We start from the raw sequence: 19,777 nt of genomic DNA, 5'->3' as shown, positions 1-19,777 counted from the left end.
AAATGGGCATTTTTTTTGCTGCGCTTGGCGGGCATACTAGGCCGTCCCTTTCCCTGGTGCCGCCCGCCTCTATGCTTCGCGTCCTGATAGCCCTTGCCCTGACTTGCCTGCTTCAACCGGCCTTTGCCGACGAGCGCACGCAAACCCAACAACAGTTGGACGCCACGCGTCAGGACATTGCCGAGCTGAAGAAACTGCTGGGTAAACTCCAGGAAGAAAAATCCGGGGTGCAGAAAGACCTCAAAGGCACCGAAACCGAGATGGGCCAGCTCGAGAAGCAGGTCGAAGCCCTGCAAAAAGAGCTGAAGAAAAGCGAATCCGAGCTACAGCGACTCGATGGCGAGAAAAAAAAACTCCAGAGCGCGCGCATTGAACAGCAACGACTGATCGCCATCCAGGCCCGCGCGGCCTATCAGAACGGCCGTCAGGAATACCTCAAGCTGCTGCTCAATCAACAGAACCCGGAAAAATTCGCCCGCACCCTTACCTATTACGACTACCTGAGCCAGGCCCGCCTGGAGCAGTTGAAGAATTTCAACGAAACCCTGCGCCAACTGGCCAATGTCGAAAAAGACATCGGCCTGCAGCAGGCGCAATTGCTGGTGCAGAAAAGCGGCCTCGACAGCCAGCGCGACGAACTCGACAAGGTCCGCCAAGAGCGTCAGCAAGTCCTGGCCAAGCTCAACGACGACGTGAAGGCCCGCGACCAGAAACTGGCGGCGCGCGAGCAGGATCAGGCAGACCTGTCTAAAGTTCTTAAAACCATTGAAGAAACCTTGGCCCGTCAGGCTCGAGAGGCAGAAGAGGCGCGGCAAAAAGCGCTGATCGCCCAGCAGGAAGCCGAAAAAAAGCGTTTACGTGAGGCTCAGGCTGAAGCAGATGCCACCGATGCCCCACGCAAACCCGCTAAATCGACACCCGGCGCACTGGTTTCAAGTTCAGGCGAAACCTTTGGCGGCCCCTTTGCTTCCACTCGCGGCAGACTTCCATGGCCGGTTGATGGTCGACTGCTGGCGCGCTTCGGTGAAAGCCGTGGCGACGATGCCCGCACCAAGTGGGATGGCGTGATGATCAGCGCTTCCGCCGGCAGCCAGGTGCATGCCGTGCACGGTGGCCGCGTGGTGTTTGCCGATTGGTTGCGAGGCGCCGGGTTGCTGGTGATTCTCGACCACGGCAACGGTTTTTTGAGTCTTTACGGTCACAACCAGACGTTGCTCAAGTCTGCGGGTGACGTGGTAAAAGCCGGTGAGTCCATCTCCACTGTCGGTAGCAGTGGCGGGCAGGACACACCAGCGCTGTATTTCGCTATTCGTCAGCAGGGTCACCCGAGTGATCCGGCGCAATGGTGTCGTGCGCAAGGATAAGCACGCCATCTACTTCAGGAGTTCGTTCGACATGCTGTATTTGTCCCGCCTTACCTCGCTGGCCCTGACGATTGCCCTGGTGATCGGCGCGCCGTTGGCGTTTGCCGCTCAACCGGCCCCGGCGGTCGCACCTGCCGGCACCGCTGCGACCACCAAGGCGCCATTGCCGCTGGACGAGTTGCGCACCTTTGCCGAAGTCATGGACCGGATCAAGGCAGCCTATGTAGAACCGGTGGACGACAAGACCCTGCTGGAAAACGCCATCAAAGGCATGCTCAGCAACCTCGACCCGCACTCCGCCTATCTGGGCCCGGAAGACTTCGCTGAATTGCAGGAAAGCACCAGCGGCGAATTCGGCGGCCTGGGCATCGAAGTCGGCGCCGAAGACGGTTTCATCAAAGTGGTTTCGCCCATTGATGACACCCCAGCCTCCAAGGCTGGCATTCAGGCCGGCGACTTCATCGTCAAGATCAACGGCCAGCCGACTCGCGGCCAGAGCATGACCGAAGCCGTGGACAAAATGCGCGGCAAGATCGGCCAGAAGATCACCCTGACCCTGGTCCGCGACGGCGGCGCGCCGTTCGACGTGACGCTGGTCCGCGCCATCATTCAAGTGAAGAGCGTGAAGAGCCAGTTGCTGGAGTCCGGCTACGGCTACATCCGCATCACCCAGTTCCAGGTCAAGACCGGCGAAGAGGTCTCCAAGGCCCTGGCCAAGTTGCGCAAGGACAACGGCAAGAAGCTCAGCGGTATCGTCCTCGACTTGCGCAACAACCCGGGTGGCGTGCTGCAATCGGCGGTGGAAGTGGTCGACCACTTCATCACCAAGGGCCTGATCGTGTACACCAAGGGCCGCATCGCCAACTCCGAACTGCGCTTCTCCGCCACCGGCAAGGACGAAAGTGAAGCCGTGCCAATGGTCGTGCTGATCAACGGCGGCAGCGCCTCCGCCTCGGAAATTGTCGCCGGCGCCCTGCAGGATCAGAAACGCGCAGTGGTCATGGGCACCACAAGTTTCGGCAAAGGCTCGGTACAAACCGTCCTGCCGCTGAACAACGAACGCGCACTGAAGATCACCACGGCGCTGTATTACACGCCGAACGGTCGCTCGATCCAGGCTCAGGGCATTGTTCCGGACATCGAAGTGCGCAAGGCCAAGATCACCAACGAGCAGGACGGCGAGTACTTCAAGGAAGCCGATCTGCAAGGTCACCTGGGCAATGGCAACGGCGGCGCCGACAAACCGACCAGCTCCAGCGGCAAAGCCAAGGCCATGCCGCAGGATGACGATTACCAGTTGGCCCAGGCCTTGAGCCTGCTCAAAGGGTTGAGCATCACCTCCGGCCGCTGAGATGCGCCTGCGGTTGCTCCTCGGTCTGCTGTGCTGTCTGGCGGGTGTCGCTCACGCGGCGCCCGCCCCTCAAAAGGCCTACATCACTCTGATCATCGATGACCTGGGGCAGAACCTGCCCCGGGATCGCCGCGTGCTGGCCCTGCCCGGCCCGGTCACCACGGCAATCATGCCCGATACACCCCACGCCACCGAATTCGCTCGCGAAGCCCATCGCGCCGGCAAGATCGTCATCCTGCACATGCCCATGGACCCGGCTACCGGGCCATTTGCCTGGCATCCCGAGCTGCCCGTCGAAGAGCTCGAAAAGCGCCTGAACGCGGCGTTCCAGGCTGTGCCGTATACCGCTGGCATCAACAACCACATGGGCAGCCGCATGACCGTTCAGCAACCGGCCATGGCCTGGCTGATGGCGGACTTGCAGCGTCGGCACAAGTTCTTCGTCGACAGCCGTACCAGCGCGCAAACCGTGGCGGCCGCCGAGGCGCAGAAGATCGGTTTGGCGAGCGTTTCGCGGGATGTGTTCCTCGATGACGAGCCCACTGAAGCCGCGATTTTCACTCAGCTACAGACGGCTATCAGCCTGGCGCGCAAGCAGGGTTCTGCGGTGATGATCGGGCATCCGTATCCGCAGACATTGGCGGTGCTTGAACATGAATTGCCCAAGCTCAAGGCTCAGGGCATTGACTGGATCGACATCAAACAGATGATCAGTGTGCGCGGCAATCGTGCAACGGCAGCGCACGGCAAGGATGGTCAGTACCGCCTCCCGACTGCCCGGTAATTCCTCCCAGCCCACTCCATTTCGCGATAACTATTTATACCTGTCGGCACACAGACGCGTGCCACGATAGCGCTCACCCCGAATTTCATCACCAAGGAATGGACATGAAATATCTCAGCTTCTTTTGCTTCGCAGGCTTGATTGGCCTGCCGGCTATTTCCGCAGTGCAGGCGCGCGACCTGGGCGAAGGCGCCATCAACGATTCACCTTCAAGAGCCCTGCAAAACAGTGAGCATTTTTATGAAATCTGGAGCGGCGTGGGACGACTCAGTCTCCAATCGGGCGAGACCTGCAGCGCCGTTCTGCTGGATACGCGAAACAGACACGGCCGAGCCATCGGCCCTGCTTACCTGCTCACCAGCGGCCATTGCGTGTTCTTTGAGTACGGTTCGGCGCGGACCAATCTGCCTTTGAAAGCCAGCGTCACTTTCCACTACTTTCATGACGTGCCACAGCGTAAGCGCCAATACGCCATTCGGACCGCCCGATGGAGCAGCCTGGTCGGGACCGATCTTGCAGTACTCGAAGTCGACGCGACATTGGCGTCGCTGATACAGGCCGGGGTCAACCCGCTCAAGCTGGCGTCCCATCAAACCGACGAGAGTCAGGATGCGCTTAACATTGGCGCGCCGGGCGGCTTCACCGAACAGGGGCTTCGATTGAGCGCCTGCGCTGAACAAACCGCCGGAACGTTCATCGATCATCCCGGGGTGTTCCCTTTAGCCATGAAAAACAGCTGCGACCTTTACGCTGGCGGCTCCGGTAGCCCGATGCTGAATCGCCGTACCAACGAAATCACCGGCGTCGTCAGTAAAGTCATGGCCTCCCGCAATACACCAGCACTGCCCGACTGTGAGCACTCGACGTCTTGCAAGGCTGCACGTTTCAACTACAGCTACTCGGCCAACTTTCTGCACAAGTGTTTTATTGACGGTGTCTTCGCCAGCGATGGGGAGGACTGTTCGCTGGACCCGGTCGAGCTGACTGTCACTGAGCCCTGGAAGCTCAAGTCATACGTTCATAGAACGCAAAATGCGGAGGGGCAGATCGCATTGCCTACGTGGGATTTCAGGTTTTCCCTCAAGGCGCCCTTCTATCGCTATAAAACGGTCCATAACGCCAGGGACTGCAAGGTTCCTGACAATTACAGTGCCGCCATCAGCGCTGAAAATGCTTACATCAATACTCAAATAGGGCCACAAAGCGGCGCACATGCACTGTGCATTATCGGCGTCGCCTCAGGGGAACTGCAGCTGACAAGGGCGACGTTGAATAACGTGTTTACCAGTGCCGTGTACTTGAGCGCGACACCGGACGCCACGCTTCAGACCACATCAAGGTAATTGCTACAGATAGCGCCCCATGATGTCGTCCACGATGCCTTCCTTGCGCAGCTGATCCAGCGCGGCTTGCAGCTTGGCGACGGTTTCGTCCGGCACGTCTTTATTCAGCGCCAGGTACAACTCGGCGCTGTTGAAGCGCAGCACTGTCTTGAGCCCGTTCACGCCTTCCTGGCGCGCCAGGTAGCGGCCTGCCGGGTCACCGGTGGCCCACAGGTCGATCTGGCCGTTGACCAGTTTTTTTGCGTTGTCTTGGTCGCGCAGCACAACAATCGGTTTCAGTCCTTGCTTGGCCAGTGTCTCGGCAATCGCATCGCCCTTGTAGGCGCCAATTTTGTATTTGCGCGCCTGCTCCAGCGACTCGAGGGTGATCTTGCTATCGGCCTTGGCCAGCAGGATCCAGTCGTCCGGGCCAATAGGGCCGACCCACTTGAAGAGTTTCTCGCGGTCCGGTAGCCGCGCCATCACGAACACACCATAGCCTGGCTTTTCCAGGGCGAGTTTGTAGATTCGCTCCCAAGGGAAACGTAGCGTCAGGCTGTAAGGGATATCGGCGCGCTTGAACATCTCACGGACAATGTCCACGGCAATGCCGTTGATGTTCTCGTCCTGAGCGAAATTTTTGCCGTTCTTCGCCATGTTGTACGGCGGGAAGTTTTCCGTCAGCAACACCAGACCGGTGCCGGGATTTTCTTCGGCGTGAGCTCCGTTGATGAGCAACAGAGAAGCGCTGGCGAGGACAAGAAGAAGACGTTTAAGCATGTCGGGCTACCGAAATCCATGGCGTGCCCAAGAGTGCCTTGAGCCCGCCATGCTGTCCACTGGCCTGTACTGTTTAGCGCATCACGATGCCGCGATGAGCCATGTAAGCCTTGGCTTCCTGCACGGTGTATTCGCCAAAGTGGAAAATACTCGCCGCCAGCACCGCGCTGGCGTGGCCTTCAAGGATGCCGTCGGCCAAGTGCTGCAAGTTGCCAACACCGCCGGACGCGATCACCGGAATCCCCAGCGCATCGCTGATGGCGCGGGTAACGCCCAGGTCGAAGCCGTTTTTCATGCCGTCCTGGTCCATGCTGGTCAGCAGGATTTCACCGGCACCGAGGCCTTCCATCTTCTTCGCCCACTCAACCGCGTCGAGGCCGGTTGGCTTGCGACCACCGTGGGTGAAGATTTCCCAGCGCGGGGTTTCGCCCGGACCGGAAACTTTCTTCGCGTCGATGGCGACGACGATGCATTGCGAGCCGAAATGCTGAGCCGCTTCGCCGACGAATTCCGGGTTGAACACCGCAGCAGTGTTGATCGAGACCTTGTCCGCACCGGCATTGAGCAAGTTGCGAATGTCCTGCACGGTACGTACGCCGCCGCCCACGGTCAGCGGGATGAATACCTGGCTGGCCATGCGTTCGACGGTATGCAGCGTGGTGTCGCGACCGTCGACGCTGGCGGTGATGTCGAGAAAGGTAATCTCGTCGGCACCTTGCTCGTCGTAGCGACGGGCGATTTCCACCGGGTCGCCGGCATCGCGAATGTTCTCGAACTTGACGCCCTTGACCACCCGGCCGTTATCCACGTCCAGGCAAGGGATGATGCGTTTGGCCAGCGCCATGGTGAGTCCTCAGCCTTTGTACGAATCGCAGAAAGCTTGCGCTTCAGCGACATCGAGGGTGCCTTCGTAAATCGCCCGGCCGGTGATGGCGCCGATGATGCCTGGTGCCTTGGCGTCGAGCAGCGACTTGATGTCACCCAGATTGTGGATACCGCCGGAAGCGATCACCGGAATCTTCGTCGCAGCGGCCAGGGCGGCGGTGTACGAAACGTTGCAGCCCTGCATCATGCCGTCTTTGGCGATGTCGGTATAAACGATCGCGGACACGCCGTCGGCTTCGAATTGCTTGGCCAGGTCGATCACCTGAATGGTGCTGATTTCAGCCCAGCCGTCAGTGGCGACAAAACCATCTTTGGCATCCAGGCCGACGATCACTTTGCCCGGGAACGCGCGGCAGGCTTCGGCGACGAAGGCCGGATCTTTCACGGCTTTGGTGCCGATGATCACGTAGCTCACGCCCGCTTTCACGTAGTGTTCGATGGTTTCCAGGGAACGGATGCCGCCGCCGATCTGGATCGGCAGGTTCGGGTAGCGCTTGGCGATGGCGGTAACCACTTCGCCGTTGACCGGCAGGCCTTCGAAGGCACCGTTCAGGTCGACCAGATGCAGACGGCGGCAACCGCCTTCCACCCACTTGGCAGCCATGCTCACCGGGTCATCGGAGAACACCGTGGAATCTTCCATGCGGCCCTGGCGCAGACGAACACAGGCACCGTCTTTGAGATCGATAGCGGGAATAATCAGCATCTGGCAAACCTTCAAATTCGAGTATTCAGCTTCGCTCGGAAATCAGTTTTTCTCGAGCGCCCACAGGTCGCTTTCGATGCTTTCGAACCTCTCTTTGAGGTGCGTCTGCACATCGAAAATCGCCCTGTTGTAATAGTGCGGAGCAATTTCGCGGGTAAACAGCTCAAGGATTTCAGCCGCTTCGAACGAACCCAGGTCCAGCTCGAAGCGATCCTCCATGAAGCGTTTGATCTTGTGATTGGCCTCGTTCTCCTGTTCGGGAGTGAGGGTCAGGATCGGCGGCTTCTTCTTGACGGCCATTTACCAGCGACCATCCCACGCGGCGAAGTTCTGCAGCAATTGCAGGCCATGGGTATGGCTCTTCTCCGGGTGGAACTGCACGGCGAAACGCGAGCCATCGGCCAGCGCGGCGGCGAAATCAACACCATAGTGACCGCCACCCACCACTTGCCGCGCATTGCCGGCAGCGATGTAGTAGCTGTGCACGAAGTAGAAACGCGCCAGGTCCGGAATGTCGTGCCACAGCGGGTGACTCACCTTCTGCTTCACTTCGTTCCAGCCCATGTGCGGGACTTTCAGGTGTTCGCCATCTTCATGCAGGTCTTTGCCGAAGAACTTCACCGCGCCCGGGAACAGGCCGATGCAGTCAACGCCGTCGTTCTCTTCACTGCTGTCGAGCAAGGCTTGCATGCCCACGCAGATGCCGAGGAACGGACGGTCCTGGCTGACTTCACGCACCAGCGAGTCGAAGCCCAGGCGACGGATCTCCGCCATGCAATCGCGAATCGCGCCGACGCCGGGAAATACCACGCGATCGGCTTCGCGAATCACATCGGCATCGCTGGTGATCAGCACCTTGCCGGCACCGACGTGCTCGAGGGCCTTGGCCACCGAGTGCAGGTTGCCCATGCCGTAATCGATAACCGCGACCGTCTGCATTACAGAACGCCTTTGGTCGACGGCATCTGACCGGCCATGCGGTCATCCAGCTCTACGGCCATGCGCAGGGCGCGGCCGAAAGCCTTGAACACGGTTTCGATCTGGTGGTGGGTGTTGGTGCCACGCAGATTGTCGATGTGCAGGCTGACGAGGGCGTGGTTGACGAAGCCCTGGAAGAATTCCTGGAACAGGTCAACGTCGAAGCCGCCAACGGTGGCACGGGTGTAGGGAACGTGCATCTGCAGGCCAGGGCGGCCGGAGAAGTCGATCACCACGCGCGACAGCGCTTCATCGAGCGGCACATAGGCGTGGCCGTAGCGACGGATGCCTTTCTTGTCGCCGATAGCTTTGGCGAAGGCCTGACCCAGGGTGATACCGACGTCTTCCACCGTGTGGTGGTCGTCGATATGCAGGTCGCCCTTGCTGACAATATCCAGGTCGATCAGCCCGTGACGGGCGATCTGGTCCAGCATGTGCTCAAGAAAAGGTACACCGATATCAAATCGGGCCTTTCCGGTGCCATCCAGGTTGATCGAGGCTTTGATCTGGGTTTCCAGAGTGTCGCGCTCGACAGACGCCATACGTTCGGCCATCACCAGCTCCGCAAAAATCATTGGGGCGAAAAAGGCAGCCATTATAGGGTCGCGGGCGCTAAACAGAAACACGAGAGGTGATATCACTGACGGAGTGAATCCCCTGCTGTCGGGGATAGACATGTCAGTACAAGCGGTTTCATTGCAAAAACGCGAAACAAATGTGGGAGCGAGCCTGCTCGCGATGAGACCTCCACATTCAACATCTCTGTCGACTGTCAGACCGCTATCGCGAGCAGGCTCGCTCCCACAGGGATGATGCGTTTACTTAATGGAACAACACCGCAGTCTTTTGCAGCGTCACCCAAACACCCCACGCCAACGGAATACCCACCACCAACCACGCAGCCACCGCCAAGGGCTTGGTGCCCGCATCCGCTTTCCACTCCAGCACGGTGCTGGCGTCAGCACCCTTGTCGTGGCCCAGCGCCTGTTCGGCCGCCAGTTCAGCGTCGGTCATGAAGTACTTGTCGGCCACCGGGCGAACCATCAGGTTGCACAGGAAACCCAGCACCAGCAGGCCCGCGAGGATGTACAGGGTGATGTCGTAAGCCGCAGCACGCTCAACGCCGATGCTCAGCTGATACTCACGCAAGTAGTTCACCAACACCGGCCCCAACACACCCGCCGCCGCCCAAGCCGTCAGCAGACGACCGTGGATCGCGCCGACCATTTGCGTCCCGAACAAGTCAGCCAGGTAAGCCGGCACTGTCGCAAAACCACCGCCGTACATCGACAGGATGATGCAGAACGCCGCCACGAACAGCGCAACGTTGCCCAGGTGACCGAGATTCGGAATCAGCGCGTACAGCGCAAAACCGAGGGCGAAGAACACGAAATAAGTGTTTTTGCGGCCCAGGTAGTCCGAGAACGAAGCCCAGAAGAACCGGCCACCAATGTTGAACAGGCTCAGCAAACCGGTGAAACCGGCCGCAATCGCTGCGATCGAGGCCAGTTGCCCGGCATCCAGCTGACCAAACGTCTGGTCGGTACCCAGCAATTTACCGGCGAAGACTTCCTGCAACAGTGGCGAAGCCATGCCAAGGATGCCGATACCCGCCGATACGTTCAGGCACAGCACCAGCCACACCAGACGGAATTGCGGGGTTTTCCACGCCACATTCACATGGACGTGACGATGGGTGATCATCGAGTTCGACGCTTTTTTTGCCGGAGCAGTCCAGCCTTCAGGCTTCCAGCCAGTTGGCGGAACGCGGTAGGACAGCGCGCCACCGATCATGAACACGAAGTAGATCGCGGCCATTACCAGGAAGCTCTGCCATACGCCCACGCTGGTTGGCGAAGCGAAGTGGCCCATCAGCGCTGCAGCCAGTGGAGCACCCACCATCGCGCCACCGCCGAAACCCATGATCGCCATGCCTGTGGCCATGCCGCGCTTGTCCGGGAACCACTTGATCAGGGTCGAGACCGGCGAGATGTAACCCAGGCCCAGACCAATACCGCCAATGACCCCGGAGCCGATCCACATCAGCCAGATCTGGTGGGTATAGATCCCCAGCGCCGAAATCAGTAGACCGCCACACCAGCACAGTGCCGACACAACACCGGCCTTGCGCGGACCTGCGTGTTCCAGCCAGCCGCCCCAGATGGCTGCCGAGCAACCAAGGAAGATGAAGAACAGGGTGTAGATCCAGCCGAGCATCGAGATCGGCCAGTCGCATTGAGACGAAAAAACCTGAGCGATGAAGCTCATGTCCGGCGCGCAAGTCACGGCCTTGGTGACGCCCAGGGCTTTGGACAACGGCAACCAGAACACCGAAAAGCCGTAGGCCATGCCGATGCACAGGTGGATGGCCAGAGCGGCCGGTGGTACCAGCCAACGGTTAAAACCGGGCTTGGCGATGATGCGTTCCTTGGACAGGAACGCGGGCTGGTCGGCTTTGATGCCGTCCGCCGTGATGCTCGTAGTCATGGTGTTTCCCCCAATTATTAGTATGGTTCGCCAGCCGCTCTTCACCCCCAGCCTTTATGCACGCAGGCATGACTGTTTTTTAGGTGAAGCTCCATTTTGGTGCGACATCACGTCGCGATAAGGACGGACGAACGGGCAGAGGTTACCATTTGCACGTGACAGAAAAACCAAAGTGATATCACCTTTTTGTAAGTCGTCTGTTCTCGTACAACCGCAACAATTTGTTTTCACGCGATTACTTTCAAGGGAGACACCATGCCGATCATTGTCGAGCTGCTGAACCAAGCCACTTATCAGGATCAGCAAGACCTGCAGAAGATCTACCGTGACGCCCCTGACTGGCTGTTTGCGCCATTTACAGGAGACATGCAGCTGATTGAAGACTGCCTGCAGGACGGTTCGCTGATCGCCGGACGCTTCAACGATCGCCTGTTGGGTGCGGCACGTTTGCAACGGCACCACGACGTCTGGCATTTGTCCCATTTATGCGTACGAAAAATCACCCGTCGCCGTGGCGTTGCCGAGCGCATGGTGAACGAAGCGCAGAAAATGGCGTCGCAATCAGGCGCGACATTGCGGCTATTGGCGCCTGCCGGGCACCTCGAAGCTCAAGCGCTAGCGGCTAAGCTGAAAGTGCCGCTGGACGAGCTCCCGAAGTGATCGCTGACCGGTCAGCCACTTCGGAGCGCTATACTCCCCGGCTAAATTTCGAATTCGACTAATACAAGGACTCGCCCATGAAAGCGTTCGGCAAAATCCTGGGTCTGGTACTTCTCGGGCTGTTGCTGATCATTGTGGCGCTGGGCTTTGCCCTGACCCACCTCTTCGATCCCAACGACTATAAAGACGAGATTCGCCAGATTGCCCGCGACAAGGCCCACATCGAGCTGACGCTCAATGGCGATATCGGCTGGAGCCTGTTTCCCTGGCTGGGCCTGGAATTGCACGAAGCCAGTGTTGCGACCCTGGCCAAGCCTACCGAGCCGTTCGCAGACTTGCAGATGCTCGGCCTGTCGGTCCGCGTGATTCCGCTGCTGCGCCGCGAAGTGCAGATGAGCGATGTGCGCGTCGAAGGCCTGAACCTGCGCCTGAACCGCGACAAGGACGGCCACGGTAACTGGGAAGACATCGGCAAGGTCCCGGCACCTGCCACCCCGACGACCTCGGCCACGCCGTCCGCCACCACCGGCGAGCCCGCACCAACGACTACTGCCCAGGCAGAAAAACCGGCCCAGCCGATCCGCCTGGACATCGACAGCCTGACCGTCAACAACGCCCGCGTTGAGTACAGCGACGAGAAAACCGGCAAGCAGTTCAGCGCCGAAAGCATCCAGCTGAGCACTGGCCCCGTGCACGACTCGACCAACATCCCGGTCAAACTCACCGCGTTCCTCGGTACCAACCAACCGGTTCTGCGGGTGCGGACCGAACTGGCCGGCGAGTTGCGTTTCGAGCGTGCGCTGCAGCGCTACAAATTCGAAGACATGAAACTCTCCGGTGAAGTCGCTGGCGATCCGCTGCAAGGCAAGACCATGACCTTCGCAGCTCAAGGTCAGCTGCTGCTGGACAAGGCAGCGAACGTCGCCGAATGGACCGGCATCAAGATCTCCGCCAATCAGTTGCGCGCCTTGGGCGAACTGAAGGCCAACGACCTCGACAAGACCCCGCAAATCAGCGGTGGCCTGTCGATTGCCCAGTTCGATCTGGCGAAATTCGTCGACAGCATCGGCCAGAAACTCCCGGCAATGGCCGAAGGCAGCCTGAGCAAAGTCGAGCTGGCCAGCCAGGTTGCCGGCACGCCGACCAGTTTGTCCCTCGACAACCTCAACCTGAAACTCGACGACAGCACTTTCAGCGGCCGCATCGCTGTCGAGGACTTCGCCAAGCAATCGCTGCGCGCAACCCTCAAGGCTGACACCTTCAATGTCGACCGTTACTTGCCGCCAAAATCCGCCGAAGCCAACAGCGCGAAGCAGGTGCGTGAGGCCGAAGTGGCCAGCACCGAGACCGAAGCTATGGCTGGCGCGGGCAGTTCCCCGCTGCCACCCTCACCGACCAAAGGCCCGTGGAGCACCGAGCGTCTGTTGCCGGTGGAACGCCTGAGCAAACTCGACGTGGACGCCGACCTGACCTTCGGCCAGCTGACCCTCGACAAACTGCCGATTCAGAATGCTGCCCTCAAGGCCACCGGCCAAGGCGGCCTGCTGACGTTGGAAAACCTGCGCGGCGACCTGTACGACGGCAACTTCGAAGCCAAAGGTACCCTGGACGTGCGCCAGCAAGTGCCGGCGCTGAACATGCAGACGCGCATCAGCAAAGTGCCTGTAGAAAAAATCCTCGAAAGCCAGGGGAAAAACCCACCGATCCAAGGCCTGGTTACGCTCGATAGCGCGCTGACCAGCAGCGGCAATAGCCAGAGCGTGCTGATCGACAACCTCAACGGCAATGCCAGTTTCGTCATCAACAATGGCGTGCTGCTCAATGCCAACCTTGAGCAGCAACTGTGCAAGGGCATCGCCACCCTGAATCGCAAAACCCTCACGGGCGAGCCACGGGGCAAGGACACACCGTTCGAAGAGCTCAAGGGCAACCTGACCTTCCACAACGGCGTGGCCAGCAACCCCGACCTGAAAGTGCGCATCCCGGGCATGACCGTCAACGCTAACGGCGATATCGACCTGCGGGTGCTGGGCATGGATTACCGCGTCGGCGTGATCGTCGAAGGTGACAAGAGCGACATGCCGGACCCGGCCTGCCAGGTCGGCGAACGCTACGTCGGCATCGAGTGGCCGCTACGCTGCCGTGGTCCGCTGGAACTGGGTGCCAAGGCTTGCCGCGTCGACAACGAACGCATGGGACAAGTCGCGAGCAAACTGGCTGGCGAGCGGATCAGCGAAAAAATCGACGAGAAGCTTGGCGATAAAGTCAGCCCGGAACTGAAAAACGCGCTCAAGGGGCTGTTCAAGCGATGAGAGCCGAGCAGTTTTCAACGGCGGTGCTGGATTGGTACGACCGCCACGGCCGCCACAATTTGCCTTGGCAACAGGGCATCACCCCTTACCGGGTGTGGGTCTCGGAAATCATGTTACAGCAGACCCAGGTCAGCACCGTGCTGAATTACTTCGACCGTTTCATGGCTTCGTTGCCGACGGTCGAAGCCCTGGCTGCCGCGCCGGAAGACGAAGTGCTGCACTTGTGGACCGGCCTCGGGTATTACACCCGGGCGCGCAACTTGCAGAAGACCGCGAAGATTGTCGTTGCCGAATATGGCGGCGAGTTTCCCCGTGATGTGGAAAAGCTCACCGATCTGCCAGGTATTGGCCTGTCCACGGCCGGCGCGATTGCCAGCCTGAGCATGGGCTTGCGGGCGCCGATCCTCGATGGCAACGTTAAACGGGTGCTGGCGCGCTTTACCGCGCAAGAGGGTTATCCGGGCGAGCCCAAGGTTGCCAAACAGCTGTGGGCCAACGCTGAGCGCTTTACGCCGCAGACCCGTGTCAACGCCTACACCCAGGCGATGATGGACCTGGGCGCCACGCTCTGCACCCGCAGCAAACCGAGCTGCCTGCTCTGCCCGCTCGAAAAGGGTTGCGAGGCGCACATGCTTGGCCTGGAAACCCGCTACCCGATCCCCAAACCGCGCAAAGTCGTGCCACAGAAGCGCACGCTGATGCCAATGCTCGCTAATGGCGAAGGTGCGATTCTGCTTTACCGTCGCCCTTCCACGGGTCTGTGGGGCGGTCTCTGGAGCCTGCCGGAACTCGACGACCTCGACGACCTGCAACATCTGGCTTCGCAGCACTCGCTGGAATTGCGCAGCCAACAGGCACTGCCGAGTCTGGTACACACTTTCAGCCACTTTCAGTTATCCATCGAACCCTGGCTGGTTCAGGTCCAAGAGGCCGGCCATCACGTGGCCGAGGCCGACTGGCTCTGGTATAACCTCGCCACCCCGCCGCGCCTGGGCCTTGCCGCCCCGGTCAAAACCTTGCTCGAACGCGCGGCCGCCGTATTGAACGCAGGAGAGTCGTCATGACCCGCACCATCATGTGCCGCAAGTACAAAGAAGAACTGCCCGCCCTGGAGCGCGCTCCATTTCCGGGCGCAAAAGGTCAGGACATTTTTGACCACGTCTCGGCCAAGGCCTGGGCCGACTGGCAGAAACACCAGACCCTGCTGATCAACGAAAAACGCTTGAACATGATGAACGCCGAAGACCGCAAATATCTTCAAGGCGAGATGGACAAGTTCTTTTCCGGCGAGGAATACGCCAAGGCTGACGGCTACGTTCCGCCGGCTGAATAACCCCGTTTTTTCGGGGGGTGGATCGTAAGCGACGGTAATAATTAAATTTTTTTTGAAAACTTTCTTGACGACCCCCTGAAAAACCAGTTTAATGCGCCCCGTTGCCCAGATAGCTCAGTCGGTAGAGCAGGGGATTGAAAATCCCCGTGTCGGCGGTTCGATTCCGTCTCTGGGCACCAAATACCGAAAACCCTGAATCGCAAGATTCAGGGTTTTTTTATGCCCGCGATTTGATCAGGCATCGTGCAAGCGTCTCTCCTGACTAGTTTTCACCGCCCCAGTGGAAAACCAGATTGCGAGCGGCACCACTGCCTACATCCGCTGTATCCCGCCGTACCTCACCCTTATGCGTCGCGACAACGGTGTACTTGCCGGCAGGCAACTGAACATAAACCAGCGGCCCAGCCTCACTCAGTGTCAGCACGGGTTGCCCTGCGGCTTTCTGAATGACCACATCCACATCGGGAACATATTCGTCCTTCGGCCCGGTGGAAAAGGTCATGTGCAGGTTGTAACCCTGCGTTTGTTCAATGGCTCGAGCCTCATCCTCTCCGATCCCCCCGGACAGGTAAGTAATCCCGTTTTGCTGTTGCTGCTGAACTTGCACGCCTGTGCTGTCGATCGGTTCAAGACTGGCGGCGTTAAGCAGGACTGGAAACATCATTACGCCGACGGCGGCGATGGGCAGCATGAATGAATGGACGTTCTTCATGATGGCGACTCCCGGGTTACGCAGAACCCAATCGTTACTCTTTTTAGATTTGTTACCGAATGTTCAAGTTTTAGATCGATTCGCACTTGGGCTCACTGCGAATCGGACTACGTGATGTGCTCCTCATGCATGGGCTGCCGTCGGCCCGGTCCTGCACAGCAAATTCGCCTTTCCTTCCGATTTACCAGCAACGCCCGGCATCGCGGACTATCACTCTCTTGCCATCCTCTTGTGCCTGTTTCCTTCAGCCGCGGAAAATGTCATGAGCTCCCTCAAACCCGGTAACACTCAAGATCCACAGATCACTTCACTGCTCGGCAATCTTGGCGAGTTGATCCGTGAAGCGCGTCAGAAGGTGCTGCGAGCGGTCGATACCGTTCAGGTGCAAACCTGTTGGCAGATCGGGCGGCATATTGTGGAGTTCGAGCAGGAAGGCGCTCGGCGGGCGGTGTATGGCAAGCAGCTGCTATCGACGCTGGCGAAAGTACTGACGGAGCAGTTTGGGAAAGGTTTCGACGCTTCCAACCTTCGCTACATGCGCCTGTTCTATCAAGCATTCCCAATTCGTGACGCACTGCGTCACGAATTGAGCTGGACCCATTACCGCAGACTGCTACGAGTCGACAACGACAACGCTCGCCACTGGTACATGAACGAATCTGCTCTGCAGAACTGGTCAAGTCGCGCCCTCGAGCGCCAGATCAATACCCTCTATTACGAACGCTTGCTGGCGAGCCGCGACCGGGCCGCCGTCAAACAGGAAGCCGCCACCAACATCCAGCAAATGAACGCCAGCCCTCGGGATTTCATCCGGGACCCAGTGCTACTGGAATTTCTCGGCCTGCCCAATGCGGGCTTGATCCAGGAAAGCGAACTTGAACAAGCATTGATCAATCAACTCCAGGGCTTCCTGCTCGAACTGGGCAAAGGCTTCGCCTTCATCGCTCGCCAGCAACGCATCAGTACCGAGAGCAAAGACTTCTACATCGACCTGGTGTTCTACAACTACCTGCTCAAGTGCTTCGTCATCTTCGACCTCAAGCGCGGCGTACTCACCCACCAGGATGTCGGCCAGATGGACATGTACGTGCGCATGTACGACGACCTCAAGCGCGGACCGGAGGATGGCCCCACTGTCGGCCTCATTCTCTGCGCGCAAAAAGATGAATCGGTGGTGCGCTATTCAGTGCTGCAAGGCAACGAACAACTGTTCGCCAGTACCTACAGACTGGTACTGCCGAGCGAGGAGGAGCTTCGCACAGAACTGGATCGGGAATGGGCAGTGCTTGAGGAGCGGTTACTCAAGCAGAGGCTCCGATAAGCGCGGGCAGATTGTTCATAAACGGCGTGAAGACTATGGTGAGTGACTCGCCGCAAAGGTTCAAAGCCGATGAATTTGCAGGACATGCCCTCACTGGCCCCGACGCAACTTGAATTGCCGTTACCCACCGGCACACCTGGTGAATCTTTCAAGGAGCCCGCCGTCGACGGTTTCATCCTTGGCGGCTTCACCTGGCGGCATGCGAATCAAGACCCAACCCGCCCAGTGGTGATCATCAACGCCGCTACTTCAGTCCGTTGCCGTCACTACTCGCGCTTCGCCGATTATCTGTTCGCCAACGGCTTCGACGTGATCACCTATGACTACCGCGGCATCGGCGAGTCGCGCCCCGCGTCCTTGAAAGGGCTTGAGGCCTCATGGTCCGACTGGGGCGCACTGGATTTCGAGGCGATGCTGCAAAGGGCGCAACGCGAGTTTGCAGAACAACCCATCAATGTCGTCGGCCACAGCTTCGGCGGTTGCGCGGCCGGGCTGGGAGCCTCCGGGCATTTGATCCGACGCCTGGTGACGGTGGGTGCGCAGTTCGCTTACTGGCGCGACTACGCCCCTGCTCATCGCTGGCGAATGTTTGGCAAGTGGCATGTGGTGATGCCATTGATGACCATGCTTTATGGCTACTTTCCCGGCAAACGCCTCGGCTGGCTCGAAGACACCCCGGCCGGTGTAGTCCGCGACTGGAGCATGCCCGCCGCCCAATATGAGAAACGCCCCAGCGCTCGCGTCATCCACGCCGAAAGCGGCCAGCTGCCGTTCGGGAACGTCACCGCCCAAACGCTGGCGATCAGCCTCAGCGACGATCCCTACGGCACGATTCCAGCCATCGAACGCCTGCTCGGCTACTTCACCAACAGCACAAACACTCACCTGCGAATCGCCCCCGAAGACATCGGCGAAGAAGAAGTCGGACATTTCGCCTTTTTTCGCAGCGCATACCAAGCCACACTATGGCCCATTGCATTGTCCTGGCTGCATACCGGCGAGCTGGCCCCCGATACACCCGGGCGGCGAGTGCCACGCAGTTAATGGATGCGCCCCCTCAATGAATTACGGAACGACGCCCATGGCCTCCGCCAACAAGCAGAACAAACGCGCCTCCCGCGCCAAAGCCAAGGCCAAGCAGAACCGCACCCAGCGGGCTGCCACGCCGGTCGAGCTGGACCCGAACGACGATCGCATCGATTTCGAATCGGTGGACCTGACCGAACTGTTCAAGAAAATGATCGACGCCGAAAAAAACAGTCAGCAAGCGATGTGCGCAGCCTTCCTCGAAGACCCGTTGCTGGAACTGGTGTACGAGCAGGAAGGCGAAGAAGGCGCGATGGACTTCATCCTCGCGGCACTGATCGAATACCGCCAATGGTCCACCGAGACAGACGAAGCCGGCGCCTTGGCGTGGATCGAGTCTGCGTCCTTCCAGGCTGACTACGTGGCGGCGTCCAGCGCCATCGCGACCCAAACCCAACAGAAACCAAACTGAGTTCCCATGGCCTCCCTGAACAAGCAACAGAAACGCGCCAAACGCGCCAAAATCAAAGCCAAGCAAATCAATATCCACGGCAGAAAGCCCGCCGCGCTGGACGATGACCTGGGCGAACTCGGCGAGCCGATCCCGGAATACACCCTGGCGATGTTCAGCAAAATGCGCGACGCCGAAGCCACCAGCCGCAACGACATGCTGTTGACCCTGCTGTCGGACCTCGCCGGGATCATCAGCGACCATCCAGAACTGCTGGACATGGAAAACGCCGACAACGAAGCCATGGCCGCCACGCACCTGGCCGCCGACATGCTGATCGACTACCGCATGTGGGCCGATGGCATGGACCGCGACGCCGCCCAGGCCTGGCTGACCGACCCGCAATTCATCACCGACTTTGGCGATGCGCTGGACAGCTATCGTCAGTCGCTGGACCTGCCGGTGGAAAAGGCTGAGTAAGGCCACTCTGGAAGTAAAAACGGCTGCTTGTCATCTCTGACAGCAGCCGTTTTTTGTAATCATTGAAACTGTCGTGACTATCACAACCTTTCATCAGCCATCGCGTATATCCCATTGACATATCCCAACAGAATTCTATCCTTCTGACTTCAAGTGTCAGCAAAGCGCAGGAGGCCTGCCATGGAACAAACCACCCTTTTTATGAGCAATCGAAGCCAGGCCGTCCGCCTGCCCAAAGCCGTCGCAATGCCCAGTGATGTGAAGCGTGTCGATGTTATCGCTATCGGCAGGACTCGCCTCATCACCCCGGCAGGAGAAGCCTGGGATAGCTGGTTCGACGGCGAAGGCGTGAGCGCAGACTTTATGGCTGACCGTGAGCAACCAACCGATCAGGAGCGTGAGTCGTTTTAATGATCAAATTCATGCTCGATACCAACATCTGCATCTTCACCATCAAGAACAAGCCACAGGTTGTACGCGAAGCCTTCAATCGTCATCACGGCCAGCTGTGCATCAGCACTGTCACCTTGATGGAGTTGATTTACGGTGCAGAAAAATCTGCCGCACCGGAAAAAAACCTCGCTGTCATCGAGAGCTTTGTTGCCCGTCTTGAGATCTTGCCTTTTGACTATGAAGCAGCAGCACACACCGGAATGATTCGCTCGGAATTGGCTAAAGCAGGGACACCAATAGGCCCTTATGACCACATGATTGCCGGCCACGCACGCTCACGAGGGTTCACCATCGTGACGAATAATCTACGGGAATTTGAGCGTGTATCCGGTTTACGAGTTGAAGACTGGGTGCACCCCGCTTGAATCGAGC

General features: G+C 59.0%; 22 protein-coding genes and 1 tRNA gene. 15 read left to right on the top strand and 8 right to left on the bottom strand.

Going from position 1 to position 19,777, the window contains the following annotated elements; genetic code table 11:
- The first annotated feature begins 71 nt into the window (after positions 1 to 71).
- From ACZ3HH_RS04200 to ACZ3HH_RS04185, 4 genes are all read left to right on the top strand, one after another.
- Positions 72 to 1,364, top strand: a complete 1,293-nt coding sequence (locus ACZ3HH_RS04200; protein ID WP_465802917.1) for a murein hydrolase activator EnvC family protein — start codon at positions 72 to 74, stop codon at positions 1,362 to 1,364.
- 31 nt (positions 1,365 to 1,395) lie between these two features.
- On the top strand, positions 1,396 to 2,715 hold the full coding sequence (locus tag ACZ3HH_RS04195) for a S41 family peptidase (protein ID WP_465802915.1): 1,320 nt from the start codon (positions 1,396 to 1,398) through the stop codon (positions 2,713 to 2,715).
- Position 2,716: 1 nt separating this feature from the next.
- Positions 2,717 to 3,499, top strand: a complete 783-nt coding sequence (locus ACZ3HH_RS04190; RefSeq protein ID WP_465802913.1) for a divergent polysaccharide deacetylase family protein — start codon at positions 2,717 to 2,719, stop codon at positions 3,497 to 3,499.
- A gap of 137 nt (positions 3,500 to 3,636) precedes the next feature.
- Entirely contained in the window at positions 3,637 to 4,842 is a 1,206-nt protein-coding gene (locus ACZ3HH_RS04185; protein WP_465802912.1) for a trypsin-like serine peptidase, read from the top strand.
- Between the two features lie 3 nt (positions 4,843 to 4,845).
- Here ACZ3HH_RS04185 and ACZ3HH_RS04180 read toward each other — a convergent pair whose 3' ends face one another.
- The 7 genes from ACZ3HH_RS04180 to ACZ3HH_RS04150 all read right to left on the bottom strand — a co-directional run bounded on the left by ACZ3HH_RS04180 (position 4,846) and on the right by ACZ3HH_RS04150 (position 10,657).
- On the bottom strand, positions 4,846 to 5,601 hold the full coding sequence (locus ACZ3HH_RS04180) for a substrate-binding periplasmic protein (protein ID WP_465802910.1): 756 nt from the start codon (positions 5,599 to 5,601) through the stop codon (positions 4,846 to 4,848).
- 73 nt (positions 5,602 to 5,674) lie between these two features.
- Positions 5,675 to 6,445: an imidazole glycerol phosphate synthase subunit HisF gene (hisF, locus tag ACZ3HH_RS04175; RefSeq protein ID WP_007897430.1), complete on the bottom strand. Its 771-nt coding sequence runs from the start codon at positions 6,443 to 6,445 to the stop codon at positions 5,675 to 5,677.
- A 9-nt stretch (positions 6,446 to 6,454) separates the two neighbouring features.
- Positions 6,455 to 7,192, bottom strand: a complete 738-nt coding sequence (hisA, locus tag ACZ3HH_RS04170; protein WP_465802906.1) for a 1-(5-phosphoribosyl)-5-[(5-phosphoribosylamino)methylideneamino]imidazole-4-carboxamide isomerase — start codon at positions 7,190 to 7,192, stop codon at positions 6,455 to 6,457.
- A gap of 42 nt (positions 7,193 to 7,234) precedes the next feature.
- Positions 7,235 to 7,492: a DUF2164 domain-containing protein gene (locus tag ACZ3HH_RS04165; protein WP_008024930.1), complete on the bottom strand. Its 258-nt coding sequence runs from the start codon at positions 7,490 to 7,492 to the stop codon at positions 7,235 to 7,237.
- Complete coding sequence (gene hisH, locus ACZ3HH_RS04160) at positions 7,493 to 8,131, bottom strand: imidazole glycerol phosphate synthase subunit HisH (protein ID WP_059181795.1); 639 nt, start codon at positions 8,129 to 8,131, stop codon at positions 7,493 to 7,495. It lies immediately after the preceding gene.
- Positions 8,131 to 8,724, bottom strand: coding sequence for an imidazoleglycerol-phosphate dehydratase HisB (gene hisB, locus ACZ3HH_RS04155; RefSeq protein ID WP_007897437.1), 594 nt, complete (start codon positions 8,722 to 8,724; stop codon positions 8,131 to 8,133). Before hisB ends, hisH begins: the two co-directional genes overlap by 1 nt.
- Before the next feature lie 268 nt (positions 8,725 to 8,992).
- Positions 8,993 to 10,657 carry an OFA family MFS transporter gene (locus ACZ3HH_RS04150; RefSeq protein WP_465802902.1) on the bottom strand — a complete coding sequence of 555 codons (1,665 nt, stop codon included), beginning with the start codon at positions 10,655 to 10,657 and terminating at the stop codon, positions 8,993 to 8,995.
- Positions 10,658 to 10,912: 255 nt separating this feature from the next.
- Here ACZ3HH_RS04150 and ACZ3HH_RS04145 point away from each other — a divergent pair, with 255 nt between their 5' ends.
- The 5 genes from ACZ3HH_RS04145 (at position 10,913) to ACZ3HH_RS04125 (ending at position 15,141) form a co-directional block, all read left to right on the top strand.
- Positions 10,913 to 11,317 carry an acetyl-CoA sensor PanZ family protein gene (locus tag ACZ3HH_RS04145; protein WP_465802900.1) on the top strand — a complete coding sequence of 135 codons (405 nt, stop codon included), beginning with the start codon at positions 10,913 to 10,915 and terminating at the stop codon, positions 11,315 to 11,317.
- 77 nt (positions 11,318 to 11,394) lie between these two features.
- On the top strand, positions 11,395 to 13,629 hold the full coding sequence (locus ACZ3HH_RS04140) for an AsmA family protein (protein ID WP_465802898.1): 2,235 nt from the start codon (positions 11,395 to 11,397) through the stop codon (positions 13,627 to 13,629).
- The gene (gene mutY / locus ACZ3HH_RS04135; protein WP_465802897.1) at positions 13,626 to 14,693 is read left to right on the top strand and encodes an A/G-specific adenine glycosylase; all 1,068 of its coding nucleotides are present in this window, start codon (positions 13,626 to 13,628) and stop codon (positions 14,691 to 14,693) included. Before ACZ3HH_RS04140 ends, mutY begins: the two co-directional genes overlap by 4 nt.
- A complete protein-coding gene (locus tag ACZ3HH_RS04130) occupies positions 14,690 to 14,962 on the top strand; it encodes an oxidative damage protection protein (protein ID WP_008149405.1) in 273 nt (90 codons plus the stop codon). Before mutY ends, ACZ3HH_RS04130 begins: the two co-directional genes overlap by 4 nt.
- Positions 14,963 to 15,065: 103 nt before the next feature.
- Positions 15,066 to 15,141, top strand: a tRNA-Phe gene (locus ACZ3HH_RS04125).
- 83 nt (positions 15,142 to 15,224) lie between these two features.
- On the opposite strand, the gene ACZ3HH_RS04120 is transcribed toward ACZ3HH_RS04125, so the two are convergent.
- Positions 15,225 to 15,674 (bottom strand): carboxypeptidase regulatory-like domain-containing protein, encoded by a 450-nt coding sequence (locus ACZ3HH_RS04120; protein ID WP_460143744.1) that lies wholly within the window; start codon positions 15,672 to 15,674, stop codon positions 15,225 to 15,227.
- 262 nt (positions 15,675 to 15,936) lie between these two features.
- On the opposite strand from ACZ3HH_RS04120, the gene ACZ3HH_RS04115 reads away from it, so the two are divergent.
- The 6 genes from ACZ3HH_RS04115 (at position 15,937) to vapC (ending at position 19,770) form a co-directional block, all read left to right on the top strand.
- Positions 15,937 to 16,995, top strand: coding sequence for a PDDEXK nuclease domain-containing protein (locus ACZ3HH_RS04115; protein WP_465802894.1), 1,059 nt, complete (start codon positions 15,937 to 15,939; stop codon positions 16,993 to 16,995).
- Positions 16,996 to 17,064: 69 nt separating this feature from the next.
- Positions 17,065 to 18,039, top strand: coding sequence for an alpha/beta hydrolase family protein (locus ACZ3HH_RS04110; protein WP_465802892.1), 975 nt, complete (start codon positions 17,065 to 17,067; stop codon positions 18,037 to 18,039).
- A 37-nt stretch (positions 18,040 to 18,076) separates the two neighbouring features.
- Positions 18,077 to 18,493, top strand: coding sequence for a hypothetical protein (locus ACZ3HH_RS04105; protein WP_465802891.1), 417 nt, complete (start codon positions 18,077 to 18,079; stop codon positions 18,491 to 18,493).
- Between the two features lie 6 nt (positions 18,494 to 18,499).
- On the top strand, positions 18,500 to 18,952 hold the full coding sequence (locus tag ACZ3HH_RS04100) for a hypothetical protein (RefSeq protein WP_465802890.1): 453 nt from the start codon (positions 18,500 to 18,502) through the stop codon (positions 18,950 to 18,952).
- Between the two features lie 180 nt (positions 18,953 to 19,132).
- The gene (vapB, locus tag ACZ3HH_RS04095) at positions 19,133 to 19,363 is read left to right on the top strand and encodes a type II toxin-antitoxin system VapB family antitoxin (protein ID WP_038978541.1); all 231 of its coding nucleotides are present in this window, start codon (positions 19,133 to 19,135) and stop codon (positions 19,361 to 19,363) included.
- Positions 19,363 to 19,770 carry a type II toxin-antitoxin system tRNA(fMet)-specific endonuclease VapC gene (gene vapC, locus ACZ3HH_RS04090; RefSeq protein WP_465802887.1) on the top strand — a complete coding sequence of 136 codons (408 nt, stop codon included), beginning with the start codon at positions 19,363 to 19,365 and terminating at the stop codon, positions 19,768 to 19,770. The genes vapB and vapC overlap by 1 nt, the downstream gene beginning before the upstream one ends.
- Positions 19,771 to 19,777 lie beyond the last annotated feature (7 nt).

The organism is Pseudomonas sp. PME37.24/025 (assembly GCF_055556615.1).
Note: the sequence above shows the minus strand (reverse complement) of the source record. Positions and strands in the feature narration are given on the sequence as shown.